At 65.9% G+C, this 22,645-nt stretch carries 22 protein-coding genes; 10 read left to right on the forward strand and 12 right to left on the reverse strand.

Annotation, left to right across the window (positions count from 1 at the left end; translation table 11 throughout):
- Positions 1 to 8: 8 nt before the first annotated feature.
- Positions 9 to 446: a potassium channel family protein gene (locus CEW88_RS07335; RefSeq protein ID WP_108965522.1), complete on the forward strand. Its 438-nt coding sequence runs from the start codon at positions 9 to 11 to the stop codon at positions 444 to 446.
- Positions 447 to 569: 123 nt separating this feature from the next.
- Here the strand turns inward: CEW88_RS07335 and CEW88_RS07340 are convergent, their stop codons facing one another.
- Positions 570 to 686 carry an entericidin EcnA/B family protein gene (locus CEW88_RS07340; protein WP_095882411.1) on the reverse strand — a complete coding sequence of 39 codons (117 nt, stop codon included), beginning with the start codon at positions 684 to 686 and terminating at the stop codon, positions 570 to 572.
- 57 nt (positions 687 to 743) lie between these two features.
- The gene (locus tag CEW88_RS07345; RefSeq protein WP_108965524.1) at positions 744 to 2,567 is read right to left on the reverse strand and encodes an extracellular solute-binding protein; all 1,824 of its coding nucleotides are present in this window, start codon (positions 2,565 to 2,567) and stop codon (positions 744 to 746) included.
- A 548-nt stretch (positions 2,568 to 3,115) separates the two neighbouring features.
- Between CEW88_RS07345 and CEW88_RS07350 the strand changes: the two genes are divergently transcribed.
- From CEW88_RS07350 to CEW88_RS07360, 3 genes are all read left to right on the forward strand, one after another.
- Complete coding sequence (locus CEW88_RS07350; protein WP_108965526.1) at positions 3,116 to 3,889, forward strand: 3-hydroxybutyrate dehydrogenase; 774 nt, start codon at positions 3,116 to 3,118, stop codon at positions 3,887 to 3,889.
- Positions 3,890 to 3,990: 101 nt separating this feature from the next.
- Positions 3,991 to 5,226 (forward strand): putative DNA modification/repair radical SAM protein, encoded by a 1,236-nt coding sequence (locus tag CEW88_RS07355; protein WP_108965528.1) that lies wholly within the window; start codon positions 3,991 to 3,993, stop codon positions 5,224 to 5,226.
- Complete coding sequence (locus tag CEW88_RS07360) at positions 5,226 to 6,668, forward strand: UdgX family uracil-DNA binding protein (RefSeq protein ID WP_108965530.1); 1,443 nt, start codon at positions 5,226 to 5,228, stop codon at positions 6,666 to 6,668. The genes CEW88_RS07355 and CEW88_RS07360 overlap by 1 nt, the downstream gene beginning before the upstream one ends.
- A gap of 1 nt (position 6,669) precedes the next feature.
- Here the strand turns inward: CEW88_RS07360 and CEW88_RS07365 are convergent, their stop codons facing one another.
- The 3 genes from CEW88_RS07365 to CEW88_RS07375 all read right to left on the reverse strand — a co-directional run bounded on the left by CEW88_RS07365 (position 6,670) and on the right by CEW88_RS07375 (position 9,265).
- Positions 6,670 to 7,365, reverse strand: a complete 696-nt coding sequence (locus tag CEW88_RS07365; protein ID WP_108965531.1) for a DUF502 domain-containing protein — start codon at positions 7,363 to 7,365, stop codon at positions 6,670 to 6,672.
- Between the two features lie 92 nt (positions 7,366 to 7,457).
- A complete protein-coding gene (locus tag CEW88_RS07370; RefSeq protein ID WP_108965533.1) occupies positions 7,458 to 8,375 on the reverse strand; it encodes a pseudouridine-5'-phosphate glycosidase in 918 nt (305 codons plus the stop codon).
- On the reverse strand, positions 8,372 to 9,265 hold the full coding sequence (locus CEW88_RS07375; RefSeq protein ID WP_108965535.1) for a PfkB family carbohydrate kinase: 894 nt from the start codon (positions 9,263 to 9,265) through the stop codon (positions 8,372 to 8,374). The genes CEW88_RS07370 and CEW88_RS07375 overlap by 4 nt, the downstream gene beginning before the upstream one ends.
- A gap of 530 nt (positions 9,266 to 9,795) precedes the next feature.
- On the opposite strand from CEW88_RS07375, the gene CEW88_RS07380 reads away from it, so the two are divergent.
- The 3 genes from CEW88_RS07380 to aroQ all read left to right on the forward strand — a co-directional run bounded on the left by CEW88_RS07380 (position 9,796) and on the right by aroQ (position 11,231).
- Positions 9,796 to 10,128 carry a hypothetical protein gene (locus CEW88_RS07380; RefSeq protein WP_108965537.1) on the forward strand — a complete coding sequence of 111 codons (333 nt, stop codon included), beginning with the start codon at positions 9,796 to 9,798 and terminating at the stop codon, positions 10,126 to 10,128.
- The gene (locus tag CEW88_RS07385) at positions 10,125 to 10,727 is read left to right on the forward strand and encodes a DedA family protein (protein ID WP_108965539.1); all 603 of its coding nucleotides are present in this window, start codon (positions 10,125 to 10,127) and stop codon (positions 10,725 to 10,727) included. Before CEW88_RS07380 ends, CEW88_RS07385 begins: the two co-directional genes overlap by 4 nt.
- Positions 10,728 to 10,793: 66 nt before the next feature.
- A complete protein-coding gene (gene aroQ / locus CEW88_RS07390) occupies positions 10,794 to 11,231 on the forward strand; it encodes a type II 3-dehydroquinate dehydratase (protein ID WP_108965541.1) in 438 nt (145 codons plus the stop codon).
- An 801-nt stretch (positions 11,232 to 12,032) separates the two neighbouring features.
- Here aroQ and tsf read toward each other — a convergent pair.
- Together tsf and rpsB are read right to left on the reverse strand one after the other, a co-directional pair.
- Positions 12,033 to 12,908 carry a translation elongation factor Ts gene (tsf, locus tag CEW88_RS07395; protein WP_108965543.1) on the reverse strand — a complete coding sequence of 292 codons (876 nt, stop codon included), beginning with the start codon at positions 12,906 to 12,908 and terminating at the stop codon, positions 12,033 to 12,035.
- Positions 12,909 to 13,085: 177 nt separating this feature from the next.
- Entirely contained in the window at positions 13,086 to 13,856 is a 771-nt protein-coding gene (gene rpsB, locus CEW88_RS07400; protein WP_108965545.1) for a 30S ribosomal protein S2, read from the reverse strand.
- A gap of 413 nt (positions 13,857 to 14,269) precedes the next feature.
- Here rpsB and CEW88_RS07410 point away from each other — a divergent pair, with 413 nt between their 5' ends.
- Genes CEW88_RS07410 through CEW88_RS07420 form a run of 3 tightly spaced genes read left to right on the forward strand, consistent with a single transcriptional unit; the run spans position 14,270 to position 17,403 of the window.
- Positions 14,270 to 14,707 (forward strand): MarR family winged helix-turn-helix transcriptional regulator, encoded by a 438-nt coding sequence (locus CEW88_RS07410; RefSeq protein WP_108965550.1) that lies wholly within the window; start codon positions 14,270 to 14,272, stop codon positions 14,705 to 14,707.
- Entirely contained in the window at positions 14,704 to 16,347 is a 1,644-nt protein-coding gene (locus CEW88_RS07415) for an MFS transporter (RefSeq protein WP_108965552.1), read from the forward strand. The genes CEW88_RS07410 and CEW88_RS07415 overlap by 4 nt, the downstream gene beginning before the upstream one ends.
- Before the next feature lie 18 nt (positions 16,348 to 16,365).
- The gene (locus CEW88_RS07420) at positions 16,366 to 17,403 is read left to right on the forward strand and encodes an HlyD family secretion protein (RefSeq protein WP_108965554.1); all 1,038 of its coding nucleotides are present in this window, start codon (positions 16,366 to 16,368) and stop codon (positions 17,401 to 17,403) included.
- Positions 17,404 to 17,535: 132 nt separating this feature from the next.
- Here CEW88_RS07420 and phoB read toward each other — a convergent pair whose 3' ends face one another.
- Genes phoB through pstC form a run of 5 tightly spaced genes read right to left on the reverse strand, consistent with a single transcriptional unit; the run spans position 17,536 to position 22,601 of the window.
- Positions 17,536 to 18,225: a phosphate regulon transcriptional regulator PhoB gene (phoB, locus tag CEW88_RS07425; RefSeq protein WP_108965556.1), complete on the reverse strand. Its 690-nt coding sequence runs from the start codon at positions 18,223 to 18,225 to the stop codon at positions 17,536 to 17,538.
- 3 nt (positions 18,226 to 18,228) lie between these two features.
- Entirely contained in the window at positions 18,229 to 18,966 is a 738-nt protein-coding gene (gene phoU, locus CEW88_RS07430; protein WP_108965558.1) for a phosphate signaling complex protein PhoU, read from the reverse strand.
- Between the two features lie 3 nt (positions 18,967 to 18,969).
- Entirely contained in the window at positions 18,970 to 19,767 is a 798-nt protein-coding gene (gene pstB / locus CEW88_RS07435) for a phosphate ABC transporter ATP-binding protein PstB (protein ID WP_095883750.1), read from the reverse strand.
- A gap of 18 nt (positions 19,768 to 19,785) precedes the next feature.
- Positions 19,786 to 21,138, reverse strand: coding sequence for a phosphate ABC transporter permease PstA (gene pstA / locus CEW88_RS07440; protein ID WP_108965561.1), 1,353 nt, complete (start codon positions 21,136 to 21,138; stop codon positions 19,786 to 19,788).
- Complete coding sequence (gene pstC, locus CEW88_RS07445) at positions 21,138 to 22,601, reverse strand: phosphate ABC transporter permease subunit PstC (protein WP_108965562.1); 1,464 nt, start codon at positions 22,599 to 22,601, stop codon at positions 21,138 to 21,140. The genes pstA and pstC overlap by 1 nt, the downstream gene beginning before the upstream one ends.
- Positions 22,602 to 22,645: the final 44 nt, after the last annotated feature.

Consider the following 22,645-nt stretch of genomic DNA (forward strand, 5'->3'; position numbering starts at 1 on the left):
CGCCGCGCATGGGCATCGGCACGCAAATCCTGATGGGGAGCGGGCTGCTCTTCCTCTGCGCCGGGGTCCAACTCTGGATCATCGCGCGCGTCGCGCCGGCACTGCTCTCGGCGATCGCGCGGATCGAGGACAAGACCGGGCCCCTGCGGCTTTTCGGGCTGATCTGCATCGCCTTCGGTGCCATGGTGCTCGCCCATACGCTGCAGATCTGGCTCTGGGCCGCGAGCTTTCGCTACCTCGGGGCCTTCGAGACGCTGCCCGAGGCCTTCTACTTCGCCGTGGTGAGCTACACGACCTTGGGATACGGAGACATCACGCTGGGCGAAGGATTGCGGATCTACGGCAGCTTTGCCGCGATCACGGGACTTCTGACCTTTGGGGTGAGCACCGCCTTCCTGCTGGCGGTGCTGACGCGGATCCGCCCGATGCTGGGCGACGAGCGCTGAGCTGACCTGCCGGCACAGGGCGCTGACCCGGGGGCCGTTCCAGGGCGATGCCCCCGGGCCCCCAGGATATTTGCTCCGAGTAAAATGCGCCCGCCGCGCGCGGCAGCGGGGCCGGGCGGCTGGTCAGAACCAGCTGTCGACGGTGCGCGAAGCGCGCGAAACGTCCTGGCCGAAGCCATCGACGGTGCCGCAGGCGGCAAGCGGGGCGGCCAGGAGGGCGAGAAGGAAGAGGCGTTTCATACTGTCTGCTCGTCGTTTGTTGGTCTTGTCGGTCGTCTTGGTCTGGCGGGGCAGACCTCAGTTCTGCTCTTCCCACCACCAGGCGTTGGGCTGCCAGTCGATCCAGTCTCCGTAGACCGGAGTCGGCTCGGCGTAGGTCAGCTCTTTGGCGTGGGCGATCCAGCTCTGATTCCACTCGTATGTGGGGATGACATATCGGCCAGCGGTGAGCACCCGGTCAAGCGCATGGGTGGCGGCGAGAAACTCTTCGCGGCTGGTGGCGGTCAACAAGTCCTCGATCAGCGCGTCCACCGCCGGGCTCTTGATGCCCATCAGGTTGCGCGAGCCTTCCTGGTCGGCGGCCGCGCTGCCCCAGTAGAGCCGCTGTTCGTTGCCCGGCGAGAGCGAGATGCCACGGCGGAACCAGGTCATGTCGAAATCGAAAGAGGCGCTGCGCGCGTTGAATTGGGCGGAGTCGACCGTGTCGACGCGCACCTTGATGCCGAGGCGCTGCAGCGCCTGCACGTAGATGTCGATCATCGAGCCGGCCTCGGTCTCGCCCTGCGGCAGCACGATGTCGAACTGGAAGGGCTGGCCCTGCGGGTCCATCATCACCCCGTCCTGCACCGTGTAGCCGGCCTCCTGCATAAGATCCATCGCCTTGCGCAGCCCGGCGCGGTTGCGGGCCGAGCCGTCGCCCTGCGGCAGCTCGTAGCCTTCGAGCGTGCCGGGAACCAGGCTTTCGGCGAAAGGCTCCAGCAGGTCCTTGACCCGGCCGGACGCCGGGCCGTGGTCCATCGCCAGCTCGGAGTTGGAGAAATACGAGGTGATGCGCGGCTGTCGCCCGCCGGTCAGCGTTTCGTTGATGTATTCGAAGTTAAACAGCTGGATCATCGCTTCGCGCACGCGCCAGTCGTCGAAACCGGGCCGTCGGGTGTTCATCACGAAGCCGGTCATCCCCGAGGGGCGGCCATGCGGTACAACGGATTTGACCACCTCGCCGGCCTGCACGGCGGGAAAATCGTACTGGGTCTCCCACTTTTCCGAATTGAGCTCGCGGTTGGAGTTCAGCAGCCCCGCCTTGAAGGCCTCGAACATGGCGGTGCCATCGCCGAAGAACTCCATGCGCACCTCATCGAGGTTGGCCTGACCCTTCATGAAGGGCACGTCCTTGCCCCAGTAATCGGGGTTGCGCTTGAGCGAGACGTAGCGGCCCGCCTCGAAGCTGTCGATGACATAGGGCGCGGTGGTTATGGGCACCACGTCGAGGCCGGAGGCGGAAAAATCCTTGCCCTCCCACTGCGCCTTCTTGAGGATCGGACGCATGCCGACGATCAGCGCCAGCTCGCGGTCCTGCACGTTGAAGGTGAAGCGCAGGCTGTGCTCACCGGTCTTTTCGATGCTCTCGATGCGGCTATAGGTGCCCTGGTAGCGCGGGTGGCCTTCGGTGCCGAGGGTGTTGAAGCTCCAGATCACGTCCTCGACGGTGACCGGTGTGCCATCGGAGAATTTCGCCTCGGGGCGCAGGGTAAATTCGACCCAGTCGCGCTCGGGCGAGGTCTCGACGGTTTCGCAGATCAGGCAGTAAAGAGTGAAGGGCTCGTCCCAGCTGCGCCCCATGAGCGATTCATAGGCCAGAAAGCGCAGCTGCCAGGGCACCGAGCCCTTGAGGATATGCGGGTTGAGGCTGTCAAAACTGCCGACTTCGCCGGTGACGATGCGGCCGCCCTTGGGCGCCTCCGGGTTCACGTAGGGCAGATGATCGAAATCCGCGGGCAGGGCGGGCTCGCCGTACATGGCGATGCCATGCATGGGCTCCGCGCTTGCGGCGAATCCCGAAAATAGGGCCAGCGCGGTGAGCGCGGGCCGGATGGGAGAAAATCTGAAATGAATGGCGGCCATTGTCGAAATCGTCCTGCTCTGCCCTTGTTTTCTTGGTTTTCGACCCTATCGGGGCTTTTACGTCTTTTCAAACTTTTAGGTTGGACTCCGGCAGCAAAGCGCGTATAAAGAGGTCACTGCTCGATAGGTTTCTTGCCTGTATGAAACCTGCCTCAATGACTGAACGCCGGCCTCGTGCCGGCGTTTTTTTTGGTTTTTTCGCGCTCTTCCGGAAAGACCCTGCCATCCGGCGACGTCAAATTCCACGAATCCGCCCTGCCGAGTTTGGCGAACGCGTGGCCGCTGTGCGTCGGCATCGCTGTTGAAGATTTGGACGTATGCGCCGGTGTGCGACGGTGCGCCGAGCCTTACAGGGCAGGGCCCGGCTTGCCTAGGGGGGCAGGCCGGGTTCCCGCCTACGAATCCGTGATGACGTTGCGAACACGGGCTTGCAGCTTCGCGCGGGATGACCGAGCAATGCGGAGGAGCGGAACCGGGAGGCATGTCCATCCCGTTCCCCATGCAGGCGGCGAGCCATGTCGGTGCCGCAAGACACGAGGAGTTTTCGCATGTCACTCAAGGGCAAGACGGCAGTCGTCACCGGATCGAACTCGGGCATCGGGCTCGGCGTCGCACGCGAACTGGCGCGGGCCGGGGCATCGGTGGTGCTGAACTCGTTCACCGACCGGGACGAGGATCACCAGTTGGCCGCGGACATGGCCAAGGAGTTCGGCGTCGAGGTGCGCTACATCAAGGCCGACATGTCCAAGGGCGACGAGTGCCGGGCGCTGATCGACCAAGCCGGGGCCTGCGACATCCTGGTGAACAACGCCGGGATCCAGCACGTCTCGCCGATCGACGAGTTCCCGATCGAGAAGTGGGATGCGATCATCGCGATCAATCTGAACTCGGCCTTCCACACCACCGCCGCAGCGCTGCCGATGATGCGCAAGGCGGGCTGGGGCCGGGTGATCAATGTTGCCTCGGCGCACGGGCTGACCGCTTCGCCGTTCAAGGCGGCCTATGTGGCGGCCAAGCATGGCATCGTCGGCATGACCAAGACCGTCGCGCTGGAGACGGCGCGCGAAGACATCACCTGCAACGCGATCTGTCCGGGCTACGTGAAGACCCCGCTGGTCGAGGCGCAGATCCCCGACACAGCTGCTAAGTACGACATGACCGAGGAGGAGGTGATCGAGAAGGTCATCCTCGAGCGCCAGCCGTCGAAGGAATTCGCCACCACCGAGCAGATCGGCGGCACGGCGGTGTTCCTCTGCTCCGATTTTGCGGCGCAGATCACCGGCACGACGATCTCTGTCGACGGTGGCTGGACCGCGCTCTGATCGGGCGCTGAGATTGCGGGCGGGGACACTTCGGCGTGAGCCGCGCGTTCCCGCCGAAACGCGCCATTGATCGCGCGCCCATGTGAACATATCATGAACGCATGGCAAGAATGACCCTCGATCAGAAGCTCGCGATTCTTTCCGACGCGGCGAAATACGATGCGTCCTGCGCCTCGAGCGGGGGGCAGAAGCGCGACTCCCGCGACGGCAAGGGGATCGGTTCGACCACCGGCTCTGGGATCTGCCACGCCTATGCTCCGGACGGCCGCTGCATCAGCCTTCTCAAGATACTGATGACCAACTTCTGCATCTACGACTGCGCCTATTGCGTGAACCGGGTGAGCAGCAACGTGACCCGCGCGCGGTTCACCCCCGAAGAGGTCGTGACGCTGACGCTGGAGTTCTACCGCCGCAACTACATCGAGGGGCTGTTCCTGTCGTCGGGCATCATCCGCAGCCCGGACGAGACCATGTCGGACATGGTGCGCATTGCACGGATGCTGCGGACCGAGCACCATTTTCGCGGCTATATCCACCTCAAGACCATCCCCGACGCCGCGCCCGAACTGATCGAAGAGGCGGGGCTCTACGCCGATCGGCTGTCGATCAACGTCGAGCTGCCCACCGACCGCGCGGTCAAGGATTATGCCCCCGAGAAGGATCCGGCACAGATCCGCCGCGCCATGGCCGATGTGCGGTTGAAGCGCGAGGCGGGCAAGGAGCGCAGCTTCAGCGGCAAGCGCCCGCCGCGCTTTGCCCCCGCCGGGCAGTCGACGCAGATGATCGTCGGCGCCGATGGGGCGGACGACACGACGATCCTGCGAACCTCGACCCGGCTTTATTCCGGCTACAAGCTGCGCCGCGTCTACTATTCGGCCTTTTCACCGATCCCCGATGCCTCCGCCGCGCTGCCGCTGATCAAGCCGCCGCTGATGCGCGAGCACCGGCTTTATCAGGCCGACTGGCTGCTGCGCTTCTATGGTTTCGACGTCGAGGAAATCGCCTCTGCTACGCGGGGTGGGCACCTTGACCTCGAGGTCGACCCCAAGCTCGCCTGGGCGCTGGCAAACCGGCATCTCTTTCCGCTCGACGTGAACTTGGCCGAGCGCGAGATGCTGCTGCGGGTGCCGGGGCTCGGGACCAAGACCGTCGCGCGGATCCTGACCACCCGGCGTCATCGCACGCTGCGCTATGACGATCTGCGGCGGATGGGCGCGAACCTCAAACAGGCCAAACCCTTCATCACGCTACTCGACTGGCGCCCGCGTGCGCTGAGCGATGCCGCCGATCTGCGCGCCCGCTTCGCGCCGCCGCCTGAACAGCTCTCGCTCTTCTGATGCGCCGCGTCGCATTGCCCGAGATCGGCACCTTCGAGGCCTGGCGGGATGAGGCGCGGGCGCTTCTGGGGGCAGGGGTGCGGCCCGAGGATCTGCTCTGGCAGCGCGGGCAGGGCGCGGAGGACCTCTTTGCCACCGACCTGCCAATGGTTGCCGGCGGGCCGGTCACCGTGCCGCGCGGCTTTGTCGAGCTGGCACGGCTGGCCGTCTGCCACAGCGACCCCGAACGCTTTGCCCGGCTCTATGCACTGCTCTGGTCGCTCCGGGACGACAGGCGTCTGCTCGAAGACCGGGGCGATCCGCGCGTCGCAAAGCTCACCCGCATGGCCAAGGACGTCAGCCGCGACCGGCACAAGATGACCGCCTTCGTCCGCTTCCGCGAGCTGGAGGTGCCCGGCGCGAACCGTCGCAGGTTCGCCGCCTGGTTCGAGCCGACCCACCACATCGTCGAGCTGACCGCGCCATTCTTCGTCAAGCGTTTCGGAGATATGGACTGGGCGATCTTTACCCCGGACCTGTCGGCGCATTTCGAGGGGGGCGCGCTTCGGTTCGCGCCGGGAGCGCCCAGACCCGAGCTGCCGCAGGACGCGACCGAGGAGCTCTGGCGCACCTATTTCCGCAATATCTTCAACCCGGCAAGGCTGAAACCCAAGGCGATGCAGGCCGAGATGCCGAAGAAATACTGGCACAACATGCCCGAGACGCAGCTCATCCCCGAGCTGATCGCCACCGCCGAGGCCCGCGCGCGGCAGATGGCCGAGGCGGCACCGACGCTTGCCCCCGTCCGTGCCGGAAAGATCAGCGCGCGCCTGCGTGTGCCCACCACCGAGGTAACAGAGGAAGTCGGCGATCTGCACGCGGCCCTCTTAGCCTGCCGGCGCTGTGCGCTGTGGCAGGACGCGACACAGCCGGTGCCGGGCGAAGGGCCCCCGGATGCGCCACTAATGATCGTCGGCGAACAGCCCGGAGATCGCGAGGATCTGGAAGGGCGCCCCTTTGTCGGCCCGGCCGGCCAGCTCTTCGACAGCATCGCACAGCGTGCCGGACTTGACCGGCGCAGGGCCTATGTCACCAATGCGGTCAAGCACTTCAAGTTCACCCCGCGCGGCAAGCGGCGGCTTCACCAGGCGCCGAACAGCGGCGAGATCCAGCAATGCCGCTGGTGGCTCGATCTCGAGCGGAGCCGGGTGAAGCCGAAGCTGATCTTCGCCTTGGGCGCGACGGCAGTGGAGAGCCTGACCGGAGACCGACGAGCCCTGATGGCCCGGCGCGGCGGTCTCGAACGCACCGAGGATGGCACGCCGGTGCTGGTCACGCTGCATCCGTCCTATCTTTTGCGCGTGCCCGCCGCAGAGCGCGCGGCGGCGGAGGCGCTTTTCGAGGCTGACCTGAGACTTGCGGTGCGGGAACTGGCTGCCCTGGCGGAGCAGCCGGACCACTGAGTCAGCTGGCGCGGCGCACCGGCTCGACCTTCGGCTTTTCGCCCGGCTTTTCCGGCGGATAGACCAGCCCGGCCGAGATCACCAGCTTGGCGGCATCCTCGATGCTCATCTCCAGTTCCACCACATCCTCGGCGGGGAAGTAGAGCAAGAAGCCCGAGGTCGGGTTGGGCGTGGTCGGCACGAAGACCGACACCAGGTCTCCCATCGCGTCGGCGCGGGCGAGGATCTCGCCCTTGGCCCGGGTCGAGATGAAGCCGATGGCCCAGATACCCTTGCGCGGGTACTGCACGAGGCAGGCCTTTTCGAAGTTGCTCTCGGTCTGGGCAAAAACCGTTTCGGCGATCTGTTTGATCCCAGAATAGATCGAGCGCACCACAGGGGTGCGGTCCACCAGCGTTTCGGCAAAGCGGATCATCGAACGGCCGATCAGCCCCTTGGCGACCCAGCCGACGAGGATGGTGAAGACAAGAAAGAAGATCACACCCACGCCGCGCAGGTTGATCCCGATGTATTCCTCGGGATTGAAGCGCTGCGGCACCAGCGGCAGCACGAAGCCGTCGACCCAGCCGAACAGGGTCCAGATCAGCCAGATGGTCAGACCGACCGGGGCGATCACCACCAGCCCGGTCAGGAAGCTCGCCCTGAGGCTCGCGAAGATGCCGGGGCGGCGGGGCTTGTCGTCGAAGGGCGTGTTCATTCTTGTTCCGGAGACAGAGGTGTTCCGAAACAAACTAGGGGCTCGCGCGCCGCTTCACAATGGGCGCGCGAGACTGTGATCCGCGCTGTGGTTTACGCGGCGGACAGGGCGCTCATTTCCGCCGCGATGGCCGCGCCGAGACGGGCGTTGTTCAGCACCAGCTCGATGTTGCTTTCCAGCGAGCGACCCTCGGTCAGCTCGAAGATGCGCTGGAGAAGATACGGCGTGACCGCCTTGCCGTGGATGCCATGCGCGGTCGCGTCTTCCATGGCCCGGGCGATGATCGGCATCATCGTCTCGCGCGGGATCTCGGCGCTTTCGGGGATCGGGTTGGCCACGAGCTGGCCGCCGGGCAGGCCGAGGGCGCCGCGCATCCGGTGCGCCTCGGCGATCTGCTTTGCGGTGTCGAGCCGCAGCGGCGCGGCGATCCCGGCCTCGCGCGACCAGAAGGCCGGCAGTTGGTCCTGCCCGAAGGCGATCACCGGAACGCCAAGGGTTTCGAGCACCTCCATGGTCTTCGACAGGTCAAGGATGGCCTTCGCGCCGGCGGCGATCACGGTCACCTGGGTCTGCGCCAGCTCCTGCAGGTCGGCAGAGATGTCGAAGCTCTGCTCGGCGCCGCGGTGCACGCCGCCGATGCCGCCGGTGGCAAAGACCTCGATGCCCGCCAGCCGCGCCGCGATCATCGTCGCCGCCACGGTGGTCGCGCCGGTGCCGCCTCGCGCCATGCACACGGCCATGTCGGCGCGCGAGAGCTTTGCCGCGTGCTTGGTCTGCGCCAGCGCCTCGAGCTGCGCGTCGTCGAGACCGACGCAGAGCTTGCCGCCTAGCACCGCGATGGTCGCCGGGGTGGCACCGCCCTCGCGGATCGTCTGCTCGACCTTGCGCGCCATCTCGAGGTTCTGCGGCCAAGGCATGCCATGGGTGATAATGGTCGATTCCAGCGCCACCACGGGCGCGCCCTTGGCAAGCGCGTCGGCGACAGGGGCGGAAAGATGCACGAGGGTCATGAAGTCACGTCTCCGGATACGTAGGTTGCGGCGGCCGCCAGCGCTTCGTCCAGCGCGGTGGCACGGTCGGCGCCGCGCAGTTCGGCGGCGATATGCGCCGCCATGAAAGTGTCGCCCGCGCCGGTCACCCGGGTGACCAGCACCTCGGGCGGGCATTCCGAGATCACCCCCTCGGAGGAGGCATCGGACGCGGGCTGGCCGCCATTGGTCACCAGCGCCCGCGAGGCACCGCGGGCAACGAGCGCCGCCGCGGCCTCGGCGGAGTCGCTGAAACTCTGCATGCAGAGCAGCCCGGCTTCCTCGAGGTTCACATAGAGAACCCCGCGGCCCGCGCGCAGGAAAGGGGTCAGACGTTCGGCCTTGCCGGGGCTCGCCGGCGCGATGCGCAGGTCCGCGGCGGCAAAGGCGGGCAGGCGGAGGATCTCTTCCAGCAGGCCCAGCGTCAGGTTGCCGTCGAGCGCCACCGGACCGGCCCAGGGCGCCTCTGCGCTGCCGAGCGGGCCGTCGATCAGCGGCGACAGGATACGCGCACCGCATTGCTCGAGCGAATGGGCGTCGGCAATCGCCGCAATCAACCCGTTCGCGCCTTCAACCGCCATATACATGTCGGTCGGCAAGTCCTCGGAACGATAGAGATATTCTGTGATGCAGCCGAGCCGCTCGCAGGCGTCCACCAGCTCGTGACCATTGGGATCCTGCCCGACGGCGCTCAGCAGGCCCGGGGTCAGCCCGAAGCGGGTGAGAGTCATCGCGATGTTCATCGCCACGCCTCCCGGCAGGCGAATGATGCGCCCGGGCACGTCGGAGCCCTGGCGCATGTGACTGGCAGAGCGGCCGATCACATCCCAGAGGACGGAGCCGATGCAGAGGATATCCGGAGTGCTGCTCATGCTGTCCTTGTGACCGAGCCTCCGGGCCGGGGCAAGAGGATTGATGCAGCGCCGCCCGGTGGTTACGCCATCGGCGAAAATGCGCAAAGCAACGGTGCGGCAAGGAAGAGAGGCAAGGACCAAGCGAAGATGCAGGCTGGGCCATGTCCTGCAACGCACGGCCACGCCAGACGTGTGGCGGATCGAAGAAAGCGCGGCCGCGGACCTGTCCCAAGGGCAGATTTTCCCGAAGACACAGTGGCTTTCGCTCGATACTTGGACGCGCGTCCGGATCGCTCCCGCGCCAATGACTCCGCCGGCGTCGAGCTGGCCGATGTCATGCGAAACGGCAGTTTCGGCGAGGACAACGCCTCAGCGCACCCGAGTTGGAAGATCGAAGAACGCGCCGACGGGATGGCGTTGGGTGGCAAACCAACGGCGAACACGTATATCGTATAATCATGATTATGTGCAATAAATGCATTCGCGGATCAGCGAAGTCTTGTTGATATCTCTTTGACGGCGCGTCGAATTCTTCGCATCCTGCGCACATGATGCATCCAAGCAAAACCGTCCGCCGCGTCCTGATTGCCGTCATCGCCCTCGCGCTTGTCGCCGCGACGGTTGTTGGCGTCCGCACCGTGCAGCACGCGCTCTACTGGGCCGATCCCGCGCATCGCAACGTGACGCCCGAGGCCTGGATGACCCTCGGCTACCTCGAGCGTTCACACCATCTGCCAAGCCACAGCCTTGGCCCGGCGCTTGGCCTCGCGCCGCAGCCCGGCGTGCCGCGCAGCCTCGAGGAAATCGCCGAGCAGCGTGGCGAGCCTGTCTCGTCGCTGCTCACTGAAGTCACCGCGCTCATCAAGGCGCAGAAGAAATGAGCCTCACCGAAAGCGGTTTCAGCGACAGCGTGCTTGCCTTGCTGCCGGAACTCGGACTGCCGATCCTTGCCGGCACGGTCATGCTCGCTTCGCTGGGCGTACCGATGCTCCCGGGCTCCTTGATGGTGCTTGTCGCCGGAACCCTTGCCGCGGCCGGAGAACTTCCGGTGCTTGCCACGATGACAACAGTACTCTGCGCCGCGCTCCTCGGCGACCAACTCGGCTTCTTGCTCGGGCGGCTCTTCGGGCCTCAGCTTGCCCGGCGCGAGGATCCGACCCTCCGGCGCGCTCTGTCCTTGCTGGAAACCCGTGGTCCCATGGCTGTGTTCCTGACACGCTGGCTGATTGCACCGCTCGGGCCGGCGATGAATGTGGTGGCCGGTGCTGGCGGGCTGGTCTGGCCGCGCTTCCTTCTTGCCGATCTCGCCGGCGAAATTGTCTGGACATTGGGCTACATGGCGCTCGGCGCCAGCTTCGCGCCCTTCATCCCGCAGATTGCCGAGTTGTCGAGCGACATCACGCTTCTTCTCGCCGCGCTCGCCGTTGCCTTTGCCGCGGGCGTTCTGCTGCGCCGCCATCGGCCCCATGGGCCTCGATGAGCGGGCTTTCTGGACAAGACGCTCGCGCCTGAGCTATCTGGTCGGGAACGATCTGGAGACTTTCCAATGCATTCGCTGCTCATCCTCAATGGCCCCAACCTCAACCTGCTCGGCCTACGCCAGCCCGAGGTCTATGGCCGCACCACCATCGCAGACGTCGAGGCGATGTGCCGCTCCCATGCCGAAGCGCTCGGCGTGGCGCTTGATTTCGCGCAGAGCAACCACGAAGGCGCGCTGATCGATGCGATCCACGCCGCCCGCGGTACCAAGGACGGCATCATCCTCAATGCCGGCGCCTACACCCACACCTCGCTGGCGCTGATGGACGCCATCAGCTCCGCCGAGGTGCCGACCATCGAGCTGCACCTGTCGAATGTGCATGCGCGCGAGGAGTTTCGCCATGTGAGCTACATCGCCAAGGTTGCGCTCGGCGTGATCTGCGGCTTCGGGCCGCGCGGCTACACGCTCGCGATGGATGCGCTGGTGTCTCACCTCGAACGCTAAGCGGATCAGCCGGGACATGCGATTGTCCCGGCCCTGCCCCGATGCGACCAGTGCCTCGCCCGGCATGGGTGGCAAGAAAAAGGCGAGACAGGACATTGCACCGGCTCCGGAGCTCCTGCGGACGATCATCCTTGACGTTTGCGCCGCGAAAAAGACACAGATGCGCCCAGGAAATCGGCGCAATCTGTCAGGAAGGCGACATTTATTGATGAAATGTTCATCCTCGTTATATACCATGCGTCAAGTTAACTTCGTGGCAACGCCGAATCGAAAGGCGCCGCTTTCATCGATCAGTGTGTTCACGATCGCCGCAAATTCGGCTTTTCTTATCTCGGCATTTCGGAAACCCGAATATGTGGCGTAAATCCCTCCGGATTTCGATGTAATTCGTACATCCTCCCGTTCGGCCCCTTCCCCTTGAACAATGGACGTTGCACACTCGGGTCGTTCCGTGAGTGGTGGCTTTGGCCATGGAACTCGAGACTGTCACTCCTCGCGATTTCGAGGCTCTGCCAGTTTCCCGGTTTTCACCGGAGCCGACTCGCCTCCGGACAATTTTGGTCCGGGTGCGTCTTGGCACTCCTGCTTCGGCACCCCTGCCTCATCCCCATTTGTTTTGGGGTGTCGGGGAAAACAGGTAGCGGAGCCGTCCCCCGGGGCGGCTCCGTGACCGTTTTGGCCCTTCGCAAGTCTCCGCGCCAGGCGCGCAACACGCGCGCCGCGCCGTCACGTTCCACCCCTCCCGAAAAGAAAAAGGGGCGCCCGAAGGCGCCCCTTTCAAGAACGGGATGCGGAGGGCGATCAGCCCTGGGCGGCCTTGGCCACCTCTGCCGCGAAATCCTCTTCCACCTTCTCGATGCCTTCACCCACCTGCAGGCGAATGAAGCCGGTGATGGTGGCGCCGGCTTCCTTGGCGGCCTGCTCGACGGTCAGGTCGGGGTTCACCACGAAGGGCTGACCCAGCAGGGTGATTTCCGCGAGGAACTTGTTCATGCGGCCGACGATCATCTTCTCGATCACGGCGTCGGGCTTGCCAGACTCGCGTGCGATGTCGATCTGAACCTGGCGCTCTTTCTCGACGATCGCCGGGTCCAGCTCGGCTTCGTTCAGCGAGGCCGGGTTCGAGGCGGCGATGTGCATCGCGACCTGACGACCGAAGTCTTCGCTGCCGCCGGTCATGGCAACCAGCACGCCGATCTGGCCGAGACCCGCTGCGGCGGCGTTGTGCACATAGGTCGAGACGACTTCGCCTTCGATCTTGGCCATCCGGCGCAGGGTCATGTTTTCGCCGATAGTGGCGATCTTGTCGGTGATGACGTCCGACACCTTCTTGCCCTCGATGGTCGCGTCGTTCAGCGCTTCCACGCTGTCCACGGCCAGGGCGGCGCCGGCGATGTCGTTCACCATGGCCTGGAACTCGGCGTTCTTGGCAACGAAGTCGGTTTCGGCGTTCACCTCGACGGCAACACCCACGCCACCTTCGACGCGCACGGCGACGAGGCCTTCAGCGGCGGTGCGGCCCGACTTCTTGGCGGCTTTCGCAAGGCCCTTGGTGCGCAGCCAGTCGATCGCGGCGTCCATGTCGCCATCGGTCTCGGTCAGCGCCTTCTTGGCATCCATCATGCCTGCGCCGGTCATCTCGCGCAGTTCTTTCACCTGTGCAGCAGTGATCGCCATGTCGGCTCTCCTCATCTCAAATGCGGTGGGGCGGCCCTGCCCCGGGCCACCCGCTCCTGTCATGACTTCGTGACGCTTTCGCGACAGTGCACATCTGGGCGCCGATGCGCCGGTGCAGTCCCTGTCGCAACAGCGACGTCTGCGCCCGCCCCGCAGGGCGCGGCGGGCGCGATCGGCTTACTTGCCGGCGTTTGCTTCGGCGAGCAGCTCTTCGGCCGGCGCGTCTTCGAGGGCGCCAAGGTCGACGCCTGCGGCTTCCATCTGGCCAGTCATGCCGTCCAGGGCTGCGCGGGCGACGAGGTCGCAGTAGAGCGAGATGGCGCGGGCCGCGTCATCGTTGCCGGGGATGATGTAGTCGACGCCGTCGGGCGAGCAGTTGGTGTCGACGATGGCGACGACCGGGATGCCCAGCTTGTTGGCTTCGGCCACGGCCAGCGCTTCTTTCTTCACGTCGATGACGAAGAGCATGTCGGGCAGGCCGCCCATTTCGCGGATGCCGCCGAGCGAAGCCTGAAGCTTCGTCTGGTCACGCTCCATGCCAAGGCGCTCTTTCTTGGTGAGGCCTTCTGCACCGGCTTCCATGCGCTCGTCGATGGTCTTCAGGCGCTGGATCGACTGCGAAACGGTCTGCCAGTTGGTGAGCGTGCCGCCCAGCCAGCGGTGGTTCATGTAAAACTGTGCGCACTTCTCGGCCGCTTCCGCGATCGGCTGCTGCGCCTGGCGCTTGGTGCCGACGAAGAGCACCGAACCGCCCTTGGCGACGGTCTCACGGATCGCGTTCAGAGCCGCGTCCAGCATCGGGACGGTCTGGGTGAGGTCCATGATGTGGATGCCGTTGCGCGCACCGTAGATGAACTCGCCCATGCGGGGGTTCCAGCGCTGCGTCTGGTGGCCGAAGTGCACGCCTGCTTCAAGTAGCTGGCGCATGGTGAACTCGGGAAGAGCCATGTCCGTTTTCCTTTCCGGTTTCATAAATCCTCAGCGGGGGCTCATCCTGTTGGACAACCGGTGGACGCTCGGGGATGTCTCCCCCGAAGTGCCCGACCCCGCCTGCGGCGTTCTCGTGGGCGCGCCTATATGCCTAATTGGGGTCGGGCGCAAGCCCGACCGGCTGCATTTCATGCAAGACCTGCAAGCCATGGGCCCATCCGGGCTACCGCTCGGCTGAAAAGGAGCCTGCCCTGCCTCCTCTATATGAAGAGCGCCGTGCTTGCGAGGCGCAATGGGAGTGGCCTGCGCGCCTGGCCCTGCCCGGCCCCGGCTGTGCATGTGCGCATAGCCCCCCGTGCATCCGTCCGCCTTGCGAGAGATACTTACCATGTTAAGTACTTTGCAAGTTAAGCAACCCGAGTCCTTCTCCCATGTCCGATCCGCAGACCCAGACCCGTCTTCTCGAAGCGATGCTCGAAGCGATGCGCGAGCTGCGCACCCATTATGATGCCAGCGCGCAGGAGGTCGGCCTGACCCTCTCGCGGGCCCGCGTGGTGAGCGAACTGGCCCGGCGCGAAGGCGCGACGCAGGCCGAGCTGGCCTGCGCGCTGCGCATCGAGGCGCCGGCCCTCAAACGCCAGATCGATGCTCTCGAGGCCGCAGGCTTCATCGAGCGACGCGCCCTCGATGGCGACGCCCGCAAGCGGGCGCTGCACCTCACCGACAAGGCCCGATCGAGCCGGATCACCTGTTTCCTGGAGCGCGTACGCGACGATCTGATGGAAGGCATCTCGGCCGACGACCAGGACGCCACCCGCCGCACCCTCGAACGGATCGCGCTCAACGCAACGAAGCTGTCCTCGCAATGACCGACACCTCCGCACAAACGACCCTTGCCGAACCGCCGAAGCCCGAGTCCCCACCGCCGGCACCGGGCATGCCGCTGGTACGCGCCCTGCCCTATGTGGTGGCCTCGGTGATGCTGGGGATCACCCAAGGGCTCGGCCAGGGCTTCATCTCGGCCAACATGCCGCAGATCGCCGGCGACCTCGGGATCACCACGGCCCAGGCCAGCTGGTTGATGGCGGCCTACATGATCCCCCGCGCCTCGCTGACCATCCTGCTGATCAAGCTGCGCACCCAGTACGGGCTGCGGCGGTTTGCCGAGATCGGCATCGCCACCTATGTCCTCGTCGCCTTCGCCTCGGTCTGGGTCGTTGACCTGCGCTCGGCGGTGGTGCTGCAGTTCCTCTCGGGCGTCGCCGCGGCGCCGCTCTCGACACTGGCCTTTCTCTACATCCTCGAGCCGCTGGCGCAGCAGTGGAAGCTGCGGCTCGGTCTGCCCGTTGCGTTGGTGCTGCTCACCTCCGGCGCCTCGCTGGCGCGCATCGTCTCGCCGGTGCTTATCGGCGATGGCGGACTAGCAGGCATCCATATGACCACCCTAGGGCTGTCGATGATCTGCCTGATGCTGGTCTACCTCCTGCCGCTGACCCCGGCACCGCGGGCCAAGGTGATCCAGCGCGCCGACCTGCTCAGCTTCGGGCTGATCGCTTTCGGACTCGGCGGGCTGGTGACTGGCTTCATCCTCGGGCCGATCCACTGGTGGACCGACCTGCACTGGCTGGGCTTGCTGCTTGCCGCCTCGCTGGCTGCGCTGACCGCAGCTGTGGTGATCGAGCTGCACCGCGAGGCGCCGCTGATCGACATCCGCTGGCTGCTCAGCCCGGCGATGCTGCACCTCGCCTTTACGCTCTTCCTGTTCCGGCTGCTGCTCTCCGAGCAGAGCAGCGGCGCGCCGGGCATGTTCCAGGCGCTGGGACTGGGCAATGCGCAGATGACCGGGCTCTTTACGGTGATCTGCCTGGCTACAGTCTTCGGCGCGCTGGCGTGCATCGGCTGGATGGCGCCGGGGCGCGAGCCCGCCTATCACGCCGTGGCGCTGGCGCTGATCGCGCTCGGGGCCTTTATGGATGGCGGCTCCACGCTGCAGACCCGGCCCGAGCAGATGATGCTGAGCCAGGCGCTGATTGCCTTCGCCTCGATGCTGTTCATGGCCCCCGCGATGATGAAGGGGCTGATCGCCGCGCTCAGCAAGGGTCCGAATTACCTGCTGTCCTTCGTCATCGTCTTCTTGGTGACGCAGAGCGCCGGAGGCATCCTCGGCTCGGGGCTGTTCCGAACGGTGATAAACGTGCGGCAGGCCTTTCACCTGCAGGTCCTGCGCGAGGAGCTGACCGGCACCGACCCGCTCACCACCCAGACCATTGCCGCCAATATTCAGCAGCTCGCGCCGCAGATCTCCGACAGCGCGCAGCTCAAGGCGCAGGCCGTGGCGCAGCTGGCCTCGACCGCTGCGCAGCAGGCCACCGTCATGGCCTACAACGACGCCTATGTCCTCACCGGCCTTGTCGCGCTTCTCTCCCTCTGCGCGTTGGGGCTTCACCTCTTCCGCGACTGGCTGACGGCGCGCCTGCGCCGCTCCGATCCAGCGCTGCAAACCTCCTGATCCTCCCGAGCTAGACACATGAAGAAACTCCTCTCCCTCCCGACCCTCATCGCCACCGCCATCGGCGCCGCCGGCGTGCTGCTGCTGCTCTTCGCCTGGCACCTCCCGCCGTTTTCCGCGGCACATCCCTCGACCGAGAACGCCTATCTGCGCGGCAAGGTCACCCAGCTCGCGCCGCAGCTCTCGGGCTATCTGTCAGAGGTCGCGGTGGGCGACTTCCAGCAGGTCCACCAGGGCGATCTCGTCGCCCGCATCGACCCTGCGATCTACCGTCAGAAGCTGTCGCAGGCGCAGGCCAGCCTTGAGGCCGCGCGCGCCGCGGTGGACGTGGCCGAGCAGAGCGTGAACTCCGCCGTCGCCACCGAACATGCCTCCGAGGCCGCGCTGGCCTCGGCGCAATCGACCCTGCAGACCGCCGGGACCGACGCAGCGCGAATGACCAAGCTGCGCGACCGCGGCGTTACCTCGCAGTCGAGCGCCGACCAGACCGACCTCGCCCTGCGCCAGGCCCAGGCGGCGGTGCGCCAGGCCGAGGCGCAGCTGCAGGTAAGCCGCGAGGCCACCGCCACTGCCCGGCTGCAGATCGCCGCGCGCAAGGCCGAGGTGACCAGTGCCGAGGCAGCGGTGGAACTGGCGAAGATCGACCTTGATCACACCGAGGTGCGCGCGCCTGCCGACGGGCGGCTCGGGCAGGTTTCGGCGCACGTGGGGCAATATGTGACCGCCGGTACCACGCTGGTGAGCCACGTGGGCACAGAGCTTTGGATCATCGCCAACCTCAAGGAAACGGCGCTGGCGGGCATCCGTAGCGACCAACCGGTGCGTTTTACCGTCGACGCCTTGGGAGGGCGCGCCTTCCAAGGCCACGTGCAGGGCTTCTCGCCCGCCGCGGCCTCGGAGTTCAGCCTGCTGGCAGGATCGAACGCCACCGGCAACTTCACCAAGATCGCGCAGCGGCTGCCGGTGCGGATCTCGATCGACCCGGGACAGGATGCGGCGGCGCTGCGGCCGGGATACTCGGTGGAGGTCGAAGTTGAGACCGGAGACGCGGGCTGAAGCGCAGGCTCGCCGGGGGCTCTGTCCCCCAAACGCCTATGGCGGTCTCCCCTGAGATACCTTTGCCCGCAAGAAATTCATGCGCTGGAAAGAGGAAGGGCGGCCAGTCGGGCCGCCCTTTTCTTTTCGGGGTCAGCCGAGCGCGTAGCCAGCGCCGCGGACGGTGCGCAGCGGGTCCTCGCCGCCATGAGCGCCGAGCGCCTTTCGCAGCCGGCCGATGTGGACGTCGACGGTGCGCGTGTCGACGTAGATGTCGCGCCCCCAGACCCGGTCGAGCAGCTGCTCGCGCGACCAGACGCGCCCGGGTTTTTCCATGAAGGTCGACAGCAGGCGGAACTCGGTCGGGCCGAGCTTCAGCTCCTGTCCGCCGCGGGTGACGCGGTGGGTCTCGGAATCGAGCACGATGTCCTCGAACTCGAGCCGCAGGCCCGCCGCCGAGGGACGCGCCCGGCGCAGCTGTGCCTTCACCCGCGCCATCAGTTCGCGCAGGCTGTAGGGCTTGACCACGTAGTCATCGGCGCCGGTGTCGAGTCCACGGATGCGGTCCACCTCCTCGGAGCGGGCCGAGAGCATGATCACCGGCAGGCCCCGCGTGTCGGACCGGGTCTTGATCTGCCGGCAGACCTCGATGCCTGAGAGGTTCGGCAGCATCCAGTCGAGCACGACGACATCGGGGTTTTCCTCTTCGAGCAGCACCAGCGCCTCCTCGCCATTGCCGGCGGCGGCCACGCGGAAGCCCTCGGCCTCGAGGTTGTAACGCAGCACTTCGCGCTGCGCCGGCTCGTCCTCGACCACCAGTACGGTCGGTTGATCTGCTGCCATGACCTACCCCAGGTCCGCGCCGGAGCTGAGCGCCGGGTCGGTAGACGTGCGGTCTTCCTTGATCCGGTCCTCCTTGGGCATCGTGCCGGTGGCAAGGAAGATCACCTGTTCGGCGATGGCGGTGACGTGGTCTCCCATCCGCTCGACGTTCTTGGCGATGAAATGCAGATGCATGCACGAGGTGATGTTGCGCGGGTCCTCGAGCATGAAGGTCAGGAACTCGCGGAACAGCGTGTTGTACATCTGGTCGACGTCGCGGTCGCGCTCGATCACGTCCCGGGCCAGCGCCTCGTCGCGGCGGATATAGGCATCGAGCGCGTCCTTGAGCATGTGCTCCACGTCGCGCGACATCCGTCGCAGCGCGGTGGCCGAGCCGTCGATCTGCGCCAGCTGCGAGAGCACGGCGGTGCGCTTGGCCATGTTTTTCGACAGGTCGCCGATGCGCTCGAGGTTCGAGGCCATGCGCATGACCGAGAGCACCACGCGCAGGTCGCGCGCGGTCGGCGCGCGCAGGGCGATCACCCGGGCGGCCTCCTCGTTGAGCAGTTCCTCGAGGGCGTCGATCGCCTTGTCCCCGGCGCGCACCTTGTCGGCCAGTTCCTCGTCGCGGGTCTCGAGCGAGAGCGCGGCGTCGTGGATCGCCACCTCGACCAGCCCGCCCATCTTGAGGATCTGCGCCTGAATGGCCTCGAGATCGCGGTCGAAGGCCGAGGCGATGTGTTTCTTCAGCTCGTCGCTCATGACTTATCCGATCCGTCCGGTGATGTAGGACTCCGTGCGCGGGTCCACGGGGTTGGTGAAGATCTGGCTGGTGTCGCCATATTCCACAAGGTTGCCGAGGTGGAAGAAGGCGGTCTTCTGGCTGACGCGCGCCGCCTGCTGCATCGAGTGCGTGACGATCACCACCGAGTAGTTCTCGCGCAGCTCGTCGATCAGCTCTTCCACCTGAGAGGTCGCGATGGGGTCGAGCGCCGAGCAGGGCTCGTCCATCAGCAGCACCTCGGGCTCGGTGGCGACGGCGCGGGCGATGCACAGGCGCTGCTGCTGTCCGCCCGAGAGACCGGTGCCCGGGGCGTCGAGGCGGTCTTTCACCTCGTTCCAGATGGCCCCGCGGCGCAGCGCCTTCTCGACGATCTCGTCGAGCTCGGCCTTGTTGCGGGCCAGTCCGTGGATGCGCGGGCCATAGGCGACGTTGTCGTAGATCGATTTCGGGAACGGGTTCGGCTTCTGGAACACCATGCCCACCTTGGCGCGCAGCTGCACCGGATCGACGCGCTTGTCGTAGATATCCTCGCCGTCGAGCTCGATGAGCCCTTCGACGCGGCAGATGTCGATGGTGTCGTTCATCCGGTTCAGCGTGCGCAGAAAGGTGGACTTGCCGCAGCCCGACGGGCCGATGAAGGCGGTCACCGTCTTGTCGAGGATCTCGACGTTGACGTCCTTGATGGCGTGGGTGTCGCCGTAATAGACCTGCACGTCACGGGCGGAGATCTTGCTTGCGTTGGTGTCCACTTCGGTCTTCCTCAATGGCGAGTCGTACATCTTGAGTATCCTTATACCTTACCAGCGGCGCTCGAACTTGCGGCGCAACACGATGGCAACGAGGTTCATCGCGAGCAGGAACACCAGCAGCACGATGATCCCGCCCCAGGCGCGTTCGTAATAGGCCGGGTCGGCCCGCTTGGCCCATTCGTAGATCTGCGCGGGCATGGCCGAGTTCGGCGACAGGAAGCCCGAAAAGACGCCTTCGGGATAGTTGGTGGCGATATAGCCGACCATGCCGATCAGCAGCAGCGGCGCGGTTTCGCCGAGCGCCTGCGCCAGACCGATGATGGTGCCCGTCAGGATGCCGGGCATGGCCAGCGGCAGCACGTGGTGGAAGGTCGCCTGCATCTTCGACGCGCCAACGCCGAGCGCCGCATCGCGGATCGACGGTGGCACCGCCTTGAGCGCGGCGCGGGTCGAGATGACGATGGTCGGCAGGGTCATCAGCGTCAGCGTGAGACCGCCCACCAGCGGTGCCGACTGCGGCAGATGCGCGAACTGGATGAAAGCGGCAAGGCCGAGAATACCGAAGACGATCGAAGGCACCGCCGCGAGGTTGGAGATGTTCACCTCGATGAAGTCGGTGAAGCGGTTCGTGGGGGCGAATTCCTCGAGGTAGATCGAGGCGGCGACGCCGATCGGCAGCGCCAGCAGCAGCACGGTGATCATCATGAAGAGCGAGCCCAGCATCGACACGCCCAGACCGGCCTGCTCGGCGCGGCTTTCGGAGGCGTCGGCGCCGGTGATGAACTCCCAGTTGAAGCTCTTGTGAATGGTCCCCTCTGCGCGCAGCACGTCCACCAGGTCGAGGTGCGCGGCGTCGATGTTCTTGTCCTGCGCAATGCTCTCGCGGCTGACGCGGCCCTTGAGGTATCCGTCAACCCGGCTCGAGGCGAGGATCTGGAAATCCACCGTCTCGCCGACGCGGTCGGGATGGGCCAGCACCCAGTCACGCACCTTGGCGGCGGCCGAGGCCGAGATCATCTCCTTGACGTCCTTGGCTTCCTCGAACTCGGTCTCGGCGCCGCTGTCGACAATGACCTTCCACAGCGAGTTCTGGATGAGCGGGCTGTAGCCGAAGGTCGAGACCTTGGCCATCTCGGCCGGATCGCGGTTGCCGGTCTTGTCGAGCTTGGCTTCCTCAAGATAGACCGGCACCTCGATGAAGGTCTGCTGGAACGCGCCGACACCGTTGGCAAGGATCGAGGCCAGCAGAACCACGAGGAAGAAGACGCCCGCACCGATGGCCGCGAGGCCGTACATGCGGAAGCGCTTTTCGGAGGCATTGCGCTTCTTGGTGCGCGCGTCGACGGTCAGCAAGCCGTGCTTGGCGGGTGCCTTGCCGCCGGAATAGGTCGCGTCGGTCATCAGTCGTACTGCTCCCGGTATTTGCGCACGATATAAAGCGCGAAGACATTGAGCCCGAGGGTCATGACGAAGAGGGTCATGCCGAGGGCGAAGGCCACCAGAGCCTCGGGCGAGGCGAAGTCCGCGTCACCGGTCAGCTGGCTGACGATCTTGGCGGTCACGGTGGTCATGGCATCGAACGGGTTGAGCGAGAGCCTTGCGGCGGCCCCTGCCCCCAAGACCACGATCATCGTCTCGCCGATGGCGCGCGAGGCGGCGAGCAGGATGGCCCCGACGATGCCCGGCAGCGCGGCGGGCAGGATCACCTGCTTGATGGTCTCGGACTTGGTCGCGCCGAGCCCGTAAGACCCGTCGCGCAGCGATTGCGGCACGGCGTTGATGATATCATCGGACAGCGAGCTGACGAAGGGGATCAGCATGATGCCCATCACCAGCCCCGCAGTCATCACCGCGGTGCCCGCCTGCATCCAGCCCAGCCCGTCGCGGCCGAAGACCGACAGCAGCAGCGGGCCGACGGTCAGCAGCGCGAAAAGGCCGTAGACGATGGTCGGGATGCCGGCCAGCAGCTCGAGCGCGGGCTTGGCGACCGAGCGGAACTTCGGCCCGGCGTATTCCGACAGGTAGACCGCGGCGAAAAGCCCGATCGGCACCGAGACCAGCAGCGCGATGAGCGAGATGTAGAGCGTGCCCCAGAGCAGCGGCCAGATGCCGAGCTGCGAGCCGCCGCCAAAGCTCGGCGACCACGTGAAGGAGCCGAAGAACTCGGACGCCGGGTAGATGCGGAAGAATTCGATGGTGTTGAAGACCAGCGACAGCACGATGCCGATGGTGGTCAGGATGGCGAGCGAGGCGGCGCCGACGAGGATGGCTCGAATGCCGCGCTCGACGGAATTGCGGGCGCGGAAATCGGGCTTGGTCTGCGCCAGCGCGAGCGCGCCGCCGAGCAGTGCAAGGCCGAGCACCACGATCGCGCGCAGCAGATTGCCGGTCGCATTGGTCGCGCGGTAGCTCTGCGCCGCGGCCAGGACCTCGGGGGTGATCTCGGTGCCCACGGCGACCCCGGCGGATCCCAACGTGCCGCGGACGTCGGAACCGGTCACCGAAAGCTCGGAGGCCTCGCCCGCGCTCAGCAGCCCCTGCCCGACCGCAAGGTCGAGACCGTCGGCCACGCGCCGCACGTCGGACATCACGAGCCCGAGGGTCGATCCCTCGGGGATCGCGGTCTCGGGCAGCAGGCTGGTGGCCTTGGTGTTCACGATGAAGGGTTGCGCGATCAGCCAGACGATCAGCACGAGAAAGGCCGGCACCATCACCTTCATGGCGACGTTCCAGCCGTAGTAGCTCGGAAGCGAATGCAGTGCGCGACGATCGTCTCCGGCGCCGGAAATGGCGCGCGCGCGCCCCGCGACATAGCCCGCGACGGCCAGCGCGAGAACGATCAGGATCAGCCAAAGAACAGGCATCGGGCCCCCAGGTTGGTTCGGTGATCACTCACCAAAAAGGAAAA

Origin of the sequence: Alloyangia pacifica (assembly GCF_003111685.1) — a bacterium.
Classification (GTDB): domain Bacteria; phylum Pseudomonadota; class Alphaproteobacteria; order Rhodobacterales; family Rhodobacteraceae; genus Salipiger; species Salipiger pacificus_A.